We start from the raw sequence: 17,262 nt of genomic DNA, 5'->3' as shown, positions 1-17,262 counted from the left end.
AAAGAGGAGTATCACAGTGACACTATTTTTTCGATGCCTACAAAAATAATATACTGAAAAGAATGAAAGCACCTAAACTATCGAAACACAAAATGGATGAATACAGGACAAGCATCTATAAATACTTTAAAATGATGTGCCTAATGGGGTTTTTCCTGCTGGCATCCTTGTTAAAGGCTCAAGATGCTATCGATTTATCAGGCACTTGGGGGTTCCAGACGGACGTGATGGATTTCCGTAGAGGATCGCTGTCCCCCCGCTATAATCATCTTTTGCAAGAAACAATTAAGCTTCCCGGTATTACCGATGATTATCAGATAGGATATAAAAATCCCTATAAATATATCGATCGCCTGACCCGAAAATACGAATACATGGGACCGGCATGGTACCAACGTGATATTGAAATCCCTGCCGAATGGAAAGGGAAAAAAATATTCCTATACTTTGAGCGTACCCACTGGTTGAGTTCAGTTTTTGTAGATACCAAGGAAGTCAGCAGTATCGATTATGTAAGTGTGCCCCACAACCACGATCTGAGCTCATTTGTAAAGCCCGGAAAGAAGCATCGCATGACCATTTGTATCGATAACCGGTTTCAGTATAATACACACAAATGGAACCATGCGCATACTGAATTTACGCAGATTAACTGGAACGGTATTCTAGGAGAAATAAAACTGCTGGCCATAGACCCAGTTTATCTGGAAGATCTTCAGGTATATCCAAATATAGCCGATCAGTCCATAAAAGTAAAATTACGGGTAAATAATGCGACCAAAAAACAGATAAAGGGCAAAGTGTCTTTCGTCATCGAGGGAACAAACTACAGTCTTAAGGATGAAGTTGCACTGGTAAGTACCGATTCGGTGACCTTCGTAGAGACCACTATTCCATTAGGTAAGCATATCAAATTGTGGGATGAGTTTAACCCAAACCTCTATCGTATAAATTGTCAACTGAATACCTCCGACGACAAAAACAGCTACCGACATGAAAAAGCGACAACCTTTGGTATGCGTGAAGTAAAACAAGGAAAAAACCATGTACTGCTCAATAATCGTCCCATCCATTTAAGAGGCAATGTAGAAAATGCAGTGTTTCCAAAAACAGGCCATGCTCCGCTCGACGATGCCTCTTGGGAACGAATCATGGTGCTGATGAAGGCGTATGGCATGAACCATTTACGATTCCATTCATGGTGCCCGCCGGCGGCGGCCTTTCGCATGGCAGACAAACATGGAATATATTTTGAAGTGGAAATGCCTATGTGGGGCAAAGATGCCGAACCCGACGAGTCTAGATATAACTTCTTCCGTAGGGAAATTAAAGCTATTTTAAAAGAATATGGCAACCACCCTTCTTTTGTTCTGTACTGCAACGGAAATGAAATTACTGGGAATTTCGACTTTATCGAGGAGTTGACTGCCGAAGGCAGAAAAGCTGATCCCCGTCATCTTTATAGCGGTTCTACGGCAAGAACACGGGTTAAATCGGATCAATATTACGTTTCGCAGCAAACCAATAAAGGACCGGTGAAGGTGTACGAAGGTCTGCCCGGTACCGATTGGGACAAGAATTTGGAATCTGATGTAGATGTGCCCGTCATTTCACACGAGTCAGGACAACGCTGTATTTATCCAAATTTTGATGAAATAAAGAAATATGCCAACAGTCCCGTAGAGGCCCGCAATTTTGAAGTATTTAGCGATCTATTACAAAAAAATGGCATGTTGGACCAAGCAAAGGATTTCTTCAGAGCATCTGGTGCGTTAACCGTGCTGGAGTACAAAGCCGTGATCGAAGCCCTGTTGCGATCAGGTAAATCTGCCGGATTTCAGCTTTTGTCGATGAATGACTTTCCGGGACAAGGGTACGCGCCCGTGGGGATCTTCGATCCTTTCTGGGATTCGAAAGGATTGGTTACAGCAGAAAAATTCAGCGAGTTTTGCGCGCCAACGGTCGCTCTACTGCGCTACGATAAAAGCAGTTTTTTCAACACAGAAACATTTAGGGGAAAAGCCGAGGTATATAACTTTAGCAATTCTGCACTTGAAAATGCGAAAATTAAATGGTGGTTGACCGATACCGCTGGCAACGTATTGAAAAAGGGAACACTGAAAAAGCAAACCATTGCCAACGAAAATGTATCGCCGGTAGGTGAATTTGAGATTTCCCTAAAAAACATCAGCACCCAAAAAGTTACGGTTCATCTTGCGGTGAACGATAGCATTAAGAATAGCTGGGACATTTGGGTATACCCAAAACATCAACATCTGATGCAGTCTACAGCTAATGTATTGTACACCGATGTCTACGATGATGTTGCAAAAAGGCAGTTGGCCCAGGGTAAAACCGTGGTTCTTTATCCTTCTCCAGACCAGGTGAAAGGTCGAAAGTCACTGTTTCACAATCATTTTTGGAACCCCATTATGTTTGCATGGGCACCGATGACCATCGGCAACCTGGTTCATCATAAGCAGGCCATGTTTAATGATTTTCTTACTTCATACCATACCGATTGGCAGTGGTGGGATATCCTGAACCATGCAAAAGTAATCGAAATGCAACATGCACCACAACAACTGCGTCCATTTATACAGGTCATCGACAGCTACGACAACAACCAGAAATTGGGTATAGGTTTCGAAGCCAAACTGCACGGCGGGAAATTGCTGGTACTGGCATTGGATACCAAAAATGATATGGATAACCGTCCCGCTACCCAACAATTGTTGTACAGTATCGATAATTATGTAAAAAGTGAGAAATTCTCGCCGCAAGTGGCCGTGGACGAAACTTTTATTCAATCATTTTTAGAGAAATAAGAAAGATTTACACAATGGTAAGAACAATGATATTATCTGTGATGACTGTTTTTTGGGGGCAGCCCCTCATGGCACAGGAAATTAGGTTAGAAGAGAAAGCGTCTGTAAACCAGGTTTATAATAAGGCTGTCGAGGCGGAAAATGCATTATCTTTGAATGATTTGGACATCGAATCGGGCTATGTACTTTATCAGACCGAGATAAACACTGATGCCGAAAGCGAAGAGCTGGAATTGGAAAACGTACGCGATTATGCCGTGGTCTATGTCGACGGTAAGGTACAGGGTAGCCTGACAGATAAGAGTAAAAAACTAGCCATCAAAACACATCCAGGCAAACACTTACTTCAATTTTATGTCGAGAATATTGGCCGGATCACTTACGGACCAGAAATTACAGATAATTCAAAAGGGATATTTGGCACCATTACTTTAGACGGAAACGACCTTCAAGACTGGAAAATGATCCCCTTAACGGTGCGTAATTATCCACTGAAGGATTTGGTTTTTGAACAAAGATCAGTTAATGACAGCCCCGGTTTTTACAAAGGTCACTTCGAACACAATCTGTCCGGAAACAAGTATCTTAATATGACAGGATGGGGAATGGGCGAGGTCTGGTTAAATCAAAAATATTTGGGATCTTACTGGGAGGAAGAAAAACAGCAGTCGATATTAATTCCTTCGGAGGATTTAATACCCGGAAAAAATGAACTTGTAATCTTCGAACTCAAAAATAATCAGCAAAAGAAGATAAGTTTGTCCCCAACGCCTGTTTTTAAGTAAATTGGTACTGTTGGCTTCGCATGGATCTGAACAGCTGAAAAAGAGCTAAGGCCAGAATTTCGACGAAGCTCATTGCCTAATAGTATGATAATCGAAGGTTATAGAACCACTGATCAACAATTAGCAGCAGGGTATTTTGATTGAACCTGGCACGCGTAAATCTTGGATAGAAATTTAAACAGCTTTAGTAGCATCGGTAAATGAATAAATACAGTCTGATAATTTGTTTCGTCGTTTTTTGGGGACAATGTGTTCTCGGTATCGATCTTTCGAGGTATAGGTTTCATCTGATGCCCGAAACTTCCTATTATGGCGGTATACAGAGCATCGCAAAAGATAGTTTAGGGCGTATTTGGTACACGGGGCCCGATGCGCTCTTCATGTACGATGGCAATAGTTTTTATCAGTTAAATGATATCGTCTCTGCGATCAAACCAACGCAAAAATGGGGTTATGGTTCTTTAATTCGGGATAAAAAGGGAAATCTGTTTCTAGCTTCTGGGCAAGGCTTATTAAAATTCGATTACGAACGGTTTTCTTTTCATGTCGTGGTTCCCGGAATGATCCGTTCGCTTTGTGTACATAGCGATGGTCAGGTTTACATGCTGTCAGACAATAGCATACTACGCTATAATCCGCAAAATAAACAGACAGAAAGCTTTTTATTGCCCAAAAACAAGTCTTTCCAAAATATATTGAGTGCTAAAGATCAGGTGTTTCTAAGCCAAGGCGCTGTCGTGTATCAAGTTGAAATGACGAAAAAACGCCTAATCCAGTTTGCGGATTTTGGTAGTACGACAAATCAGGTGAACGATGCGGTCGCGTACGGGGGGGAATATTACTTTTTAACACAACGAGGGGGAATCCATGTAACAGATTTAACAGGTAACTTAAAACAGAAGATCCCAGTAAGCATAATGGGAAATTCAGCCGTGTTAACCAAAAAATTATATTTGGACCAAACCGGGGTGATCTGGGTGGCTACGCAAGCTGGATTGTATCTTTATGATCCATCCAATGAAAGCAGCAGCGCCTTGCAAATGAACTTGAACGATGCTTATTCATTACCGAATAACTCGATATGGACAATTTATCAGGATCCGGACCAAGGGGCCTGGATAGGTACTTACGGTGGTAAAATAGCTTATTGCTCGCTTTACGATTCCCGAGTACGTTACTTCAAGCCCAGCCCAGGGGGACTCAATCACCCCATAGTCAGTAGTTTTCAGGAAGATCATCTGGGAAATATATGGATCGGTACCGAGGGGGGGAGCCTGAATTACTGGAATAGAAAAAAGGATCAGTTTAACCCTCCAGAAAAATCGAAGGGTAGTTCGTCGAGTCCCCATATGATTAAACGCCTGAAATTTGACCGAACGAGCAAAAAACTGTTGATTTCAGCCTATAACGGCGGTATTGGTAGTTATGATGTGGACAATCAGCATTTCAGCAGTTTCAATTTCCGCTCTCCGGAGAGCCAGCAACCACTCACCGTTTATGATTTTGTAAACGATAAGGAAGGCATCTGGTGGATGACAGATCCCGATAAATCATTTTTATATCGAAAGAAGCCGCTAGGTCCTATAGAGATGGTGAGCGTCCTTGATGCGCAGGGCAAAAAAATGAAACTCGAAGTCGAAGCATTATATGTGAATAACGAAGATCAGCTCTGTTTAATTAGCCATCAAGGATTTTTTGTTGTAAATCCCCATACGTTAAAGGTATTGAAACACTACGCGCTCAAAGATGCTTCCTATTCAGCAAATTACCTGTGTAGTTATACAGTGACTTCAAATGGCGAAGTATGGTTGGGGACATTGGGTAAAGGCGTAAATGTACTCAAAAGAGATGGGACATATGTCAACTATAGTGTAAGTAACGGATTCCCGGCGAAAATGGTATTTGGCATATTAGAAGATGCTGCCACGAAAAATATCTGGTTAAGTACCAGTGATGGTCTTTTTTGTTTCAATTGGAAATCCAGTAAATTTGAGAAAGCCAGATTTTATCAGGAAAATAACATTGGTTCATTTTATATTCATGCCGCTTACAAAACTTCTAGGGGTGAAATGCTGTTTGGTGGTACCAATGGATTTCTACTTTTCGATCCGGCGTACCTCAATAAAAATCTGCAAAAACCCAAAGTTTTTTTTACAGGATTTCTGGTCAACAATAAACTCGTGAAACCAGCGGATGGCTCATCAGTTTTAACGAAAGACATTGGCAGTCTTTCCAATCAAAAAGAAGACAAGATAAGGCTCTCCAGTAACCAGTCCAATGTAGAAATTAAGTTTTCGGCAAATAGTTATCTATCCGCAGAGAAGAACCAGTTCGCTTACCGGATGTTGGGGCTTGGTGAAGACTGGCAAATCAGTCATGCCAACCAGAAATCTGTACAGTTTCTCAACCTTTCTGGCGGAGATTATATCTTTGAAATCAAGGCTTCCAACAATGATGGGCTATGGGGCGATCAAATATCACGATTATATATCCATGTCGATCCACCATTTTTCTTGTCCTGGTGGGCTTATTGCTGCTATGCAGCACTTGTTTCTGCTCTGCTCTTTTTCATAATGAGATATTACAGCAATAAAAGAGTGTTTAAAGAGCGATTAGCACTCGAGCGTTTAAAAGAACAGAATATGCAAGAGCTGAACCAGGCGCGTACCGACTTCTTTACCAATATCTCACACGATTTAAAAACACCGCTAACCTTGGTTTTACAGCCGCTTAAACAACTCAAAGACACTATTGTGGCCAATGATACCGCTTTGGTATACATGGATTTAATAGAGAAAAATGTATCCAGAATACAGCGGATGATTAGCCAATTGCTGCGCTTTCGCGAAATAGAAAGCCAAAAAATTACGCTCAATCCGCAGGTCGGTGATTTTATCAATTTTGTAGGGGATATATTTAGCCTGTTTGAGCTCTATGCCAATAAAAAAGGTGTTGAAACCAATATTTCCGCGTACAAGGACAATTTATATGTTGCCTTTGATTACGATGTTATCGAAAAAATATTGACTAATCTGTTCTCCAATGCCCTAAAATATACACCAGATAATGGGTATGTGGGCGTACGTATCTATAGTGCAACAGCAGAAGAAAAAGAACGGTTTCCTTCGTTAAATCCAACGGAAGTCGAATACATCTCCATTGAAGTTATAAATACCGGTGATTGTTTTTCTGAAGAACAGATCGCGACACTTTACACTTCTTTCAACCGCTTATCTTCTCATCGGCCAACTTTTGAAGAAAGTTCAGGACTTGGACTTGCTATTGTGAAAGAACTGGTAGATGTGCTGGAGGGTAAAATATGGATGGTCAATAAGACCGATAAAATTTCATTTACCCTTTCACTACCGTTAAGGAAACAGGCCGGGGCAGGCGACATGCAGCCTAATGTGTATGATTACACCGTTTCTGAAATCGACGATATTATTACGCAGGATACTGCAGCCCCAGAAACAGGATCGATCCCTATAAAAAAGACAGATAATATCCTGCTCATTGAAGATGACCAACAGCTGCGTGTCTATCTGGAGCAGCGTCTGGCCGAAAAATATAATGTATACACGGCGAGTGACGGGGAAGAGGGCTTAATTAAAGCCGAAAAAATTTATCCGCAACTTATTATTACCGATTTGATCATGCCAAATCGCACTGGCTTGGAAGTATGCCGTAGCCTTAGACAAAATTTTAAGACGAGCCATATTCCTATTATTATGATTTCGGGTACGGGAGATGACAACCAGCATAAAATAAAAGCATTGGAATATGGCGCTAATGTGTTTATTGATAAACCGTTTCATGTCGACTACCTGTTGCAACAGACGGAAACCATTCTAAGAAATCAGCGGGAACTAAAAGAAAAATACAGCAAACACATTCAGGTAGATCCCTCCAATGTAACCGTTACCTCCATGGACGAGGAACTGCTGATTAAGGCCATTCAGGTAATTGAAGAAAATATTGACAATGCCAGTTATTCCGTAGAAGATTTTGTGGCTGATATGAACGTAGGCAGAACCATTCTTTATCAAAAAATACATGATATTGTGGGAATGTCCATCAAAGAATTTATTTTGAATATGCGGCTGAAAAGAAGTGCTTATCTGTTAGAAAAATCGGATTTGACGATAGCGGAAGTTGCTTACCAAACCGGGTTTAACAATGCCAAATACTTTAGCGTCTGTTTCAAAAAACAGTTTGAACTGAGCCCTTCAGAGTTTAAGAAAAAGGTTTCGAGTGGAAAGAAATAAAAATACAGCCAATAGTTGACCGATATACCCTTTCAGATAGGTGAAAGGCCATTCTATATTTTTGAAATACTAACGATCATGAAAATGACAATTTTTAGAAAAACGCTTCTGCTTACATATTGCTTTTGCTTGTTTAACGTAATTTATCTGACAGCGGCTGTCGCCCAAAAGGTAGATGAGACTTCGATCAGCCCCAATAAATACAAGAGTGGTTCCCAGTCAGAACGTATACAAAAAGCCATAAATGAAGCAAAAAAGTCGACTGGGAAAGTAGTGATCCCTAAATACGATGCGGTAACAAAAAAAAGTGTCTGGCTCATCGATCAGGCCATTTTGCTTCCGGGCGATTTTGAACTTGAATTGAATAACTGTACCATTAAGCTATCGGATAAATGCCGGGATAATTTTATCCGTTCTGCAAATGCAGGGCTGGCAATTAAAGATATAGCACCCACAAAGAATATCCGGATTATTGGAAAAGGAAATGTTCTTTTAGAAGGAGCTGATCATCCCAGAGCTACCGGTGACCATAATAAAATCTTGTCCTTAAATCCCAGCGGATTTGGAGAATCTTATGGTACAGATGCAGGTAAGCCCGGAGAGAACCAAAAAGGTGGATGGCGGAACCACGCCATCATATTGGCTCACACTGATGTATTTGAGGTTAGCGGCATTACATTAAAGGATTATCATGGGCATGGACTGGTATTGGAACGCTGTACAAACGGTAAGGTAAGCGATATTACTTTTAACGTAAGGCAGGCAGTAACTGTTGATGGAGTAGACAAACAGATTTTGAACCAAGACGGCATGGGCATACGTTTTGGCTGTAAAAATATTATTATTGCGAATTGCAAAGGTAAAAGCGGTGACGACTTTATTAATATAGGGTTGACAGATACCGGAGTGGGAGCAGGTGAAGAAAATGTAAATGTGGTAAGTGGTTCGATTTATAGGGGCGAAATCGACAACATTTCAACTATTTATCTCCAGAACTGGCAGGACTTCTATTCAATTTCACACCGATCCATACGGATTATGCCTGTGGGTAAGCTCCGTATAAGTCATGTTTTTATCGAGAATATGGTCATCAGTCCGCTAGCAAAACAAGGTTTGGTGGTCGAGTATGGCGAGCATGTGCAGGGCTTATTTGTACGAAATTTAATCAGTCATCAACCTATAAAAGCCAAAGGTATCTCGCAGGCCAGTTTCCGCGATATCATTTATAAAGGTCGGGGTGAAGCTATCGATGTGCAACCAAGCGATACCGTTATCCTAGATCATCTAATGTGTATAAAAAAAGAATAATAAAGCGCTTCTAACCTCCATTTTACAGCGAAAAACACATGTTTTTGCCTTTTGTACAAAATCAAACCATTTTCGTACAAAAACGAACCCTACGAATTGGTGATGATTATAGTTTTGTCTTAACCAATTTTAAAAAAGCAAAATATGTGTATGAAAATTCCTCCCGACCACGTGATTAGGCTCACGCAGGGTAATCCGAACTTTACAAAAATCAATAGCAAGGCGCAACGGAATTTTAGGTTTCGTCAATAAGAACGAAAACGAAGTCTTGCCATCGGCATTGCGCATGCATTTGCAGCAATGAGATAGTATGTATCACAAAATTTAAATTAAAAATCCAAGCCTATTGAAGCAGACCTATTTTAAACTCATATTCTTTACGAGAAAGGGAAAGTAAAGAACGCAAGTAAATTTTAAACTAACCATTATAAATCAATGATACAAAAGATACATATCTGGCTCAGGAGCTGGATAATGAGTGCTACCCTATCGGTGGTGGCGGCTAATTATGCTTATTCGCAAGCAACAGATCAAATAAATGTCAAAGGTCAGGTCACCAATGATGCGGGAGAAGGACTTAAGGGTGTTTCGGTTATGATTAAAGGGGCGAAAACCGGTGTTCAGACAGATGCAAATGGCCGTTATACCATTCTGGCGCCACGCACGGCTACGCTACTTTTTACCTACATCGGTTTTAATAACCAGGAATTAAAGGTCAATCCATCAGGAATCATCAATGTGAAGATGTCAGGAAATAATGTCCTGGATCAGGTTGTGGTCGTAGGGTATGGTACAGCCAAGAAGAAAGATTTAACAGGAGGTTTGGCTGTGGTCGGAAAAGAGCAGCTAAGCATGGTATCTACCTCAAACCTGATGGATCGCTTGGTGGGACAGGTTGCCGGTTTTTCCATTACGACCGGCGAGGCTGCGCCGGGAGCATCACAGACCCTGTTGATACGCGGTGAAAATTCGATATCGGCCAACAATAGTCCGTTGATTATTTTAGATGGTATTCCCTACAGCGGATCCCTGGCAGATATCGATCCCAACAACGTCGAAAACCTTTCGATCTTAAAAGATGCCTCGGCTTCGGCCATCTACGGTTCGCGTGCGGCCAATGGGGTTATTCTGATACAAACCAAAAGGGGGGCGCTGGGTAGAGCTCAGGTAAACTATAAAGGTTTGATCGGCATGGCCGAGCCTATGCAACGCATCAATGTTATGGGACCAAATGAATATATCCGCTTTCAACAAGATATTGCCCGAATTAGGCAGGGCTATACTGGAGCGCTATTAGATCCTATCGCCGGGGATATTATTAGCGTAACAGAGCGCGGTAATTATGCGAAAGGCATTACTAACAATTGGCAGGATTACGTCTTTCGAAAAGCCATGACCATGGATCATCAGTTGAGCATTTCCGGTGGAACAGAAAATACAAAATATATGGCTGCCCTTGCTGCTTTGGATCAAGAGGGTGTGGTATACAATTCTAAGTTGTCCCGTTTAAATATTACCACAAATGTGGATCAGACTTTTAATAAATGGTTAACCACTGGTGTTGGCCTGCAATATACCCGGAAAAGCGACGGTGGTATTACGCCAAATTTGGAACATGCCATAAAACAAAGTCCTTATGGGAGCTATAAAGACGAATCGGGGAAGTATGTACCCGAGCCCATGGAGTATTCATTGATCGTCAATCCGATGCGCAACGTTAACGCGATTCAGGATAGGTATAATAACAACTTCTTTCTTTCTGGCTATGCCAATATTTTGCTGCCGGTAGAGGGTCTTTCCTTACGATCAAATTTTGGTTATAATTATCGGAACGGATTTACCGGAACCTATTACGGGCGCAATACTTTTGAAGGCAGGGATCAGGGTACGCAGGCTGGAGGCAGTGCTTCCATTAACAATTCCAATTATAACGATTATACCTGGGAGAACCTGCTCAAATACGAGCGGCAGATCGGCGATCATCGTTTTGATGTGACGGGTTTATTCAGTATGCAAAAAACGAAAAGCTGGTCAACAGCCCAGAGCGGTGCAGGTTTTGTAACCGATGATACCGAATACTTTATGATCGGTTCGGCCAGCCGTCTTGTTTCCAACAGCGCTTCCTTATCGGAATCTGCGATGCTGTCATACATGGGCAGAATAAATTATGCCTACAAAGGCAAGTATCTATTGACCCTGACAGGACGTACAGATGGAGCCTCTGTATTTGGTGTCAACAATAAATACGCATTTTTTCCTGTCGCAGCGGCGGCGTGGCAAATCGGGGAGGAACGTTTTCTGAAAGATAACGCCAAATGGCTGGACATGCTGAAAATCCGCCTTTCTTATGGTGCCAACGGTAACCAGGCGATTACACCATACCGCACGTTAGACCGCTTATACTCCAATGTAAAATATATCTGGGGCGATGATGGTACTGCCGTTACGACAGCCTATTTGGCCGGTGATGGTGTGGGGAACCCTAATTTGAAATGGGAAACCACCTATTCGACCAACCTGGGGCTGGACTTTCAGTTATTTAATAACAGATTGGGAGGAACTATCGATGCCTATCTCTCTAAAACGAGAGATTTACTGATGACCCGCACTGTACCTATCATGAACGGGTATAACCGGATTTGGGACAATATCGGCGCCACCCAAAATAAAGGTATTGAAGTCACCTTAAACTCCACGAACGTGAAAGGGGAAAATTTTCAATGGAATACGACCGCTGTGTTTTCCTTAAACCGAGACAAAATTGTCGAGTTGAGAGGGGATGGTATCGATGATATTGCCAACAACTGGTTTATTGGTAAGCCATTACGAGTATTCTACGATTATAAAATGATCGGTGTATGGCAAAATGGAGAAACCATTACTGTGGATGGGGCAGCAGCCGGAGCTGCCAAGCTGTACGACCGCGATGGTAACGGCAAGATAGAAGCGAGTGACAGGGTGGTCATCGGATCTAAAAATCCACGCTATACAGCATCTTTAGCCAATCGGTTTTCTTACAAAAATTTTTATGCATCTGCGTTGGTAACCGGGGTTTTTGATGTATGGCGCGATGATCACATGGCCAATCTTGGGGCCTGGACTTTCGGGATTACCAACTATGTACACGATGCCAATTATTGGACACCGGAGAATCCCAATGCGACGATTGTTTCACCCGGTTATCTCAATCCATTAGGACACGGGTACTATAAAAAGGTGAGCTACGTACAGGTGAAGAACATCACCTTTGGTTATAAATTGCCACACAAAATTGCTAAAAAGGTCGGTGTAAATGGTATTGATATAAACGCTAGCGTGAACAATCTGAATACGATTTCTAATATCAGAGAGGTACTCAATTACGACAACACCTGGATGGCCTCCTATCCGACGGCACGTTCGTATATGTTTGGCTTAAATGTAAACTTCTAATCGAATGGACATGAAAATGAAAAATATTATCACAACAAGTTTAGGGCTTATCGTATTGTTAACCTTAGGAGGCTGTAAGAAGTTTCTGGAGGAAGAACTGAAAACTGAACTGGCCCCCTCCAATACCTATACCAGCACCTACGGTTTCGAGGTGGGGAGTGCTGGTTTGTATACACTCACACGTTCAGAATACAATACCTATGGCGAAGGTGGCGCCTTCATCCATAATGGTGCCTGCCCATATGAAGCTTTACAGGTATCTACAGATATCGCCGATGCCATTAATAGCGATGGCTCGCTGACGGCTTTTGCAAACCTTACACTTACTGCCTCAGAACGGTTTGTGGGTACTTACTGGAATTGGGCTTACAACCTCATTTCATCGGCAAACCTGATGCTGGTTTATTCCGAAAAAAACACCAATTGGGATACGCCCGCGGATAAGGCACGTTTTCAGGCTGAAGCTCGCTTCTTTCGGGCTTATGCTTACCGTACCTTGGTTTATCTATATGGCGATGTACCCTATGTGGAAACTATCCTGTATGATTTTCAGCTTAATTTTACCCGTACACCAAAAGCCGAAGTCATCGGCCACATGGTAGACGACCTGAAGTTTGCGGTGGATAACCTGCCTACAAATCCGGACGACGTAAAAGAAGGAAAGCTGACCAAATGGGCCGCAAGTCATTTGCTGAGCGAAATCTACCTATTGCAGGGCAATCATGCCGAAGCAGAAAAGGCCGCATTGGCGGTCATCAATAGTGGGTATTATAACCTTATGAAAAACAGATATGGCGTAAATGGCAGCAAACCAGGCGATGTATTTAGCGATTTATTTCTGGAAAATAACCAAAATAGAAAAAGTGGCAATAAAGAAAGTATCTGGGTATTGCAGTTCCAGTTTAACACGATCGGTGGTGGTACCAATTCGGATGACTGGACGCGTAGGGCTTGGATACCCAATTACTCGACGATTACAGGATTTGTTTTGGCTGACACATTGGGCGGCCGTGGTATTGCACAATTAGTACCAATGAAGTGGTGGGTAGGTACCACAGGTACCAATGCTACAGGCAATGTCGCTGGTATTTTCGAAGCAAATGATATCCGTAATTCAGGTTATAACATTAAACGCAACTGGTATTACAACAACGCGAATGAGGCCTCGCTATATGGTAAAAAAGCCAATATTACCGAACAGACCTGGTTTACGACAAAAAGCTTATTTCCAGCGATTACAAAATTCTTTTACGGACGTACTGAAAATTTAAGTTTGACCGGTAGTTATAAAGACCGTATGAAATTCCGCTTGGCTGAAACCTATCTGTTGCTTGCTGAAGCCTATTTGGGACAAAATATGCCGGATAAAGCTGCCCAAGCCGTCAATGAAGTGCGGAAAAGAGCGGGAGCGTCCGAAATTACCGGCGCTCAGATGAATATGGATTTCCTGCTCGATGAGCGTATCCGCGAATTAGTTGGTGAAGAAAGCAGAAGATTTACCCTGGTGCGTACCAATACTTTGGTGGAGCGGGTCAAAAAATATAATAATGCGATCAAGGATAAAATTACGGACAACAATATCTTATGGCCTATTCCACAGGTGATCAGGGATGCCAATACAGGGGCACCGTTCCCGCAGAATCCGGGTTATAATTAATGGTTATGGGAGGCTGTCCAAATCCTAATCGTATTTTCGGCAGCTTTCCCATCTGATGACAAAAAAGCAGTTGCGCTAGTCAAGCGCATGATTCTATCCAAACGTTAGCAAAACTATAAATCAATGAAAATCATCAATTATTTATACAAAACCTTATTTTTCTTAAGCATGGTACTTTGCCAGTTATCCTGCAAACAGGAAATTCAGGATATACCCAAAGTCAATGAAACGATGGACCTTCAGCCTTCGTCGGAAAACATTACGCTGGACGAAGTCAATTTGACCAAAGATATCGTCACATTTAACTGGAAACCCGCTAGGGTACAATCAGATGATCATTTGGTCAGCTACAGTACGATGTTAGATGTGGTGGGGAACAATTTTGGTACCGGTACAGCCATATTTAACTATGAAGACGATAACGTATTGAGCAGAAGCTTTACTTCCGAACAATTACAAAATTGGGCAAATGAAAAGTGGGCCATACCAGCAAATAAAAGCTTTACACTAGAGTTTAGAGTCGTTGCCCAATGGGAGGGCGGTGCTACTTTTGAGGCACCCGAAGTACGTACCGTAAGAATTACAGTAAACCCGATCAAGACGGTTGTTTTTGATGCCGATAAAGTGTTCTTGAGCGGAAGTGCCGTTGGCGGGAGCAAAGTGGAGATGCCAAAAACATTGGAAAATCTGGATCAGTATGCCTATGTATTGAATTTGCAGCCTGGCGAACTGGAAATTCCGGTCGAATTTAACGGTGAAACCAATTATGTTGTTACCTCCGATGGAAGCGGTGAACTAAACGATGGAAATGCCGTTGGCATCAAAATGAGAGAAAACGTATTCTCCTGGAAAATAGCGACTGCGGGCGAGTATCGCGTTGTGGTCAATATGCAAAAAGCGACAGCAACCATTTATTCTCCAGCGAAAGCACTTGCTCCCAAAATAGTGACATGGACAGGGGATCAGCCTTATACGACCACGGTGGCGGATTTGTGGATGCACGGAAGTATCAATGGCTGGGGAACTCCGGTAAAAATGGATTGTCAGGTAAGTTTGGCGGATCCGCAGGTTTTGGTCTATACTGGGGGTAAAGTCGGGACCACCAAGTTTATCGTGACAGGAGACAACAGTAATAACAAAAACCTGGCTTATGCTTTTAGTGCTCCGCCTACGACTGAAGGTGTGGCTCAGACCCTGACGCTTACTTTAGGAAAAGTTGCAGAATTGGGCGGAGGTACCGTTGGCGCCAACCGAAATTCTTATTTCACCATTCCTGCCACGACCAATGTGCTGATTTTTGATCTAAGGAACATGACAATTCTGGGGCTAAAACGGTAAGCAATTGTATCAAAGCATTTAAATTAACTTTAACATTTCTGAAAGTGAAAAACAATATAAACTATAAAAAAGCCTGCCTCAGCGCATTTGCTATCATGCTTTGCTTTCTAGCGGTTTCATGCAAGAAAGATAGTGCTGATAACGAAAAAGATATAGCAGGGACCTTGGTGAAACCCAGCTACAACCGCAGTGCCATGTTTCGTAACCCTTTAAACGGCTGGGTCATGTATGCTTCAGCTTCGGGGACTCCTTCCTATTGGGACACCCAATTCTATGTACCTGACTTAGGTAAAACGGTCAAAGCAATTGACTATGCATCTGCCTGTTATATCCGTACCAGCTGGCGAACTTTTAATCCTGTAGATGGCGTATATGCCTGGAGGGATCCCAGCACGGCAATCTATAAAATGATCAAAGGGGCACAAGATAAAGGATTGCCAATCGCCTTTCGTATCGTCGTCGACGGTCGCGATCAAGGAGCAAATACGCCGCAGTTTGTTTTCGATGCAGGCGCCAAGTATTATGTTGCCAATGCTTCTTTTCCGGATAGAAAAACACCCGTGCTGCAAGATCCTGTTTTTCGGAAATATTATAGCAAGCTGATCGAAGAGTTGGCGAAGGATTTTAATGATTTAAATAAAACCTCCTTTGTCGATGCCTATGGACTCGGTTTGTGGGGGGAGGGACATAGTGTCATTTACGAAGATCCTAATAATCCTTCCGGCCAAAATATTGAGGTGATCAAAGAAGAAGTTGTTGATTGGATTTCAGATGTGTATTCCAAGAACTTTACAAAAGTGCCCTTGCTGATCAATTATCACCGCTTAGTTGGCGACCCTGCGGGCAATGGAGCTCCTAATCCTAATTCGGAGAAGCTGTTGAATAAGATGATCAATAAAGGGTACAGCCTGCGTCAGGATGCCTTTGGAATGACCGATTATTATCAAAGCTGGGAGAAGAATTTTGCCAAGGTCTGGAATTTTAAACGCCCGATTATTATGGAAGGTGGTTGGATTACGACTGGTACACACCGTTACTGGACTGATCCAAGCGGTAAATACAGGCAAGACCATCCCGAAGATGTTCGGCAGGGCGAATTTGACAGCTCCTTGGAAGCTGCTGTAAACATGATGGATTTCCGTATCGGTGAAATTGAAAGCTGGTTCACCAAATCTTTTACCTTATGCCAGCGTTTTATTTCTGAAGGTGGCTATCGTTTATATCCCGATCGTATTTATTTACCGGAGAAAGTCAATTCGGGTACTGAAACAACAATTAACCACCGCTGGCGGAATATGGGCTGGGGATATTTCCCGAATAATATTCCTCAATGGAATTATAAATATAAAGTAGCTTTTGCACTCCTGGACGAAGAAAACAGGGTAAAAAAAGTTTTTGTTGATGATAAAGGAGAACCTTCCACCTGGCTTAAGAATAATCCAGTCGCATACGAGTTGAAAGCTAATGTCGATGTAGCTGCTGGGAACTATACCTGGGCCGTCGCCATTGTAGATACAACAAATGAAAATCAGCCGGGAATAAGGCTTGCCGTAAATGGCGATATAACTGATTCAGGATGGTTAAAGCTATTGGAGGTGCAGGTACAGTGAGATCATTCGCATAAGCTTTAAAAGCCAAAATTAGCGAAA

The 17,262-nt window shown here is 42.3% G+C and carries 8 protein-coding genes; all 8 read left to right on the top strand.

Annotated features, from left to right (window positions below; translation table 11 throughout):
- Window positions 1-62: 62 nt before the first annotated feature.
- The 8 genes from M2419_RS11655 (at window position 63) to M2419_RS11620 (ending at window position 17,223) form a co-directional block, all read left to right on the top strand.
- Window positions 63-2,828, top strand: coding sequence for a sugar-binding domain-containing protein (locus tag M2419_RS11655; protein ID WP_259255129.1), 2,766 nt, complete (start codon window positions 63-65; stop codon window positions 2,826-2,828).
- A 14-nt stretch (window positions 2,829-2,842) separates the two neighbouring features.
- Window positions 2,843-3,613, top strand: coding sequence for a hypothetical protein (locus M2419_RS11650; RefSeq protein ID WP_259255128.1), 771 nt, complete (start codon window positions 2,843-2,845; stop codon window positions 3,611-3,613).
- Between the two features lie 200 nt (window positions 3,614-3,813).
- Complete coding sequence (locus M2419_RS11645) at window positions 3,814-7,878, top strand: hybrid sensor histidine kinase/response regulator transcription factor (RefSeq protein WP_259255126.1); 4,065 nt, start codon at window positions 3,814-3,816, stop codon at window positions 7,876-7,878.
- Between the two features lie 129 nt (window positions 7,879-8,007).
- Complete coding sequence (locus M2419_RS11640; protein ID WP_259255125.1) at window positions 8,008-9,186, top strand: glycoside hydrolase family 28 protein; 1,179 nt, start codon at window positions 8,008-8,010, stop codon at window positions 9,184-9,186.
- 435 nt (window positions 9,187-9,621) lie between these two features.
- The gene (locus M2419_RS11635) at window positions 9,622-12,618 is read left to right on the top strand and encodes a TonB-dependent receptor (protein WP_259255124.1); all 2,997 of its coding nucleotides are present in this window, start codon (window positions 9,622-9,624) and stop codon (window positions 12,616-12,618) included.
- A 16-nt stretch (window positions 12,619-12,634) separates the two neighbouring features.
- Window positions 12,635-14,275, top strand: coding sequence for a RagB/SusD family nutrient uptake outer membrane protein (locus M2419_RS11630; RefSeq protein ID WP_120335571.1), 1,641 nt, complete (start codon window positions 12,635-12,637; stop codon window positions 14,273-14,275).
- Window positions 14,276-14,398: 123 nt separating this feature from the next.
- Window positions 14,399-15,613, top strand: coding sequence for a SusE domain-containing protein (locus M2419_RS11625; protein WP_259255123.1), 1,215 nt, complete (start codon window positions 14,399-14,401; stop codon window positions 15,611-15,613).
- A gap of 44 nt (window positions 15,614-15,657) precedes the next feature.
- Window positions 15,658-17,223, top strand: coding sequence for a DUF4832 domain-containing protein (locus M2419_RS11620; RefSeq protein ID WP_228280021.1), 1,566 nt, complete (start codon window positions 15,658-15,660; stop codon window positions 17,221-17,223).
- The last annotated feature ends 39 nt before the right edge of the window (window positions 17,224-17,262 follow it).

The organism is Sphingobacterium sp. BIGb0116, assembly GCF_024808035.1.
GTDB lineage: Bacteria > Bacteroidota > Bacteroidia > Sphingobacteriales > Sphingobacteriaceae > Sphingobacterium > Sphingobacterium paramultivorum.
This window is presented reverse-complemented; position numbering and strand designations above follow the sequence as displayed.

Bases quoted from the DNA above. Each gene is read 5' to 3' on its own strand.
- M2419_RS11655 (WP_259255129.1), top strand. From the start codon at position 63: ATGAAAGCACCTAAACTATCGAAACACAAAATGGATGAATACAGGACA.
- M2419_RS11650 (WP_259255128.1), top strand. From the start codon at position 2,843: ATGGTAAGAACAATGATATTATCTGTGATGACTGTTTTTTGGGGGCAG.
- M2419_RS11645 (WP_259255126.1), top strand. From the start codon at position 3,814: ATGAATAAATACAGTCTGATAATTTGTTTCGTCGTTTTTTGGGGACAA.
- M2419_RS11635 (WP_259255124.1), top strand. From the start codon at position 9,622: ATGATACAAAAGATACATATCTGGCTCAGGAGCTGGATAATGAGTGCT.
- M2419_RS11630 (WP_120335571.1), top strand. From the start codon at position 12,635: ATGAAAAATATTATCACAACAAGTTTAGGGCTTATCGTATTGTTAACC.
- M2419_RS11625 (WP_259255123.1), top strand. From the start codon at position 14,399: ATGAAAATCATCAATTATTTATACAAAACCTTATTTTTCTTAAGCATG.